Origin of the sequence: Paenibacillus sp. NPDC058071 (genome assembly GCF_042885235.1) — a bacterium.
GTDB lineage: Bacteria > Bacillota > Bacilli > Paenibacillales > Paenibacillaceae > Pristimantibacillus.
In genome coordinates this window covers 1-1,160 of sequence record NZ_JBHVSK010000042.1, presented here as the reverse complement: position 1 = coordinate 1,160, position 1,160 = coordinate 1, and the positions used below count along the sequence as shown (strand labels likewise).

General features: G+C 46.8%; 1 protein-coding gene. It reads left to right on the top strand.

Annotation, left to right across the window (positions count from 1 at the left end):
- Nucleotides 1–60 precede the first annotated feature (60 nt).
- Nucleotides 61–1,160, top strand: a 1,100-nt coding sequence (locus ACFVTB_RS27580) for an IS3 family transposase (protein WP_387756601.1), incomplete at its 3' end; no start/stop codon positions are given.

The window sequence follows — 1,160 nt, the reverse complement described above, 5'->3', positions numbered from 1 at the left end:
ACATATGCTCCAGCTTTTAAACTTGCAGCAGTGCAAGCTAACCAAGCGGGAGAGCCGCCAATGGAGATTTTCTTGAAGGCAGGCTTTAGTATCGAACTCGTTGGTCAGAGAACTCCTACAGAGAGCCTTTATCGCTGGAGGGAGACCTACGCTAAGTACGGTGAGTCTGGCTTGTTAGAAGAACGCAGGGGCATTGGAAGTACGGGTAGACGATCAAAGACGGAATCGTCAGCAGAAGAGAAGTTGAAACAAGCCGAAGCTCGAATCAAACTCCTCGAAGCGGAGAACGAACTCCTAAAAAAGCTAGAAGCGCTCGAAAGGCGAAGCAGTAAGGAGTTGACGCCTTCCGAGCGCTTTCAGCTCATTAATCACACATTGCGTAAGCATGACTTGCAACGTTTAACACGTTACCTTTGTCGAATTGCCGAAGTAAGTCCTAGCGGCTACTATCGCTGGTGTAGCGCTGAAGGCACACGTCAACTGCGAGAGACAGCCGATTCGAACGATTTCCAGCTTATTAAGGATCATTTTGAAGCGTTGAACGGTAAAGCCGGTGCGTTGGTTATTAAAATGAGGCTAGAGAAGTTAAATGGCGTTATCATGAATCATAAGAAGATTCGCCGTATTATGCGTAAGTTCGGTTTAGTAGCCAAGATCCGTCAAGCAAATCCATATCGCAAGATGGCTAAAGCAACGCAAGAACATCGCATATGCCCTAATCTTCTGGAGCGTCAATTCGATCAAGGAGAACCAGAGAAGGTCCTCCTCACCGACATTACATACATGCGCTATGGCAGTGGTCAGTGGGCGTATCTATCTTGTGTGAAAGATGGGGCAACAAAGCAGATTTTGGCTCACTATCTCTCTTCTACATTGGAACTATCATTGGTAGAACGGACACTGACTCGCTTACTCAAACGATTGGACGGTAATATTCATCCCGATGCCATTTTCCATTCCGACCAGGGGATGCACTATACGCACCCGAAAATTCGCCTCCTCATTGCCGAGGCTGGGTTTAAACAATCGATGTCGCGTAAGGGAAACTGCTGGGACAATGCATCCATGGAGACGTTCTTTGGTCATATGAAAGACGAACTTAACTACAAAGACTGCTCGTCTATTAAGGAACTACGTCTAGCGGTTAATGAGTACATGAC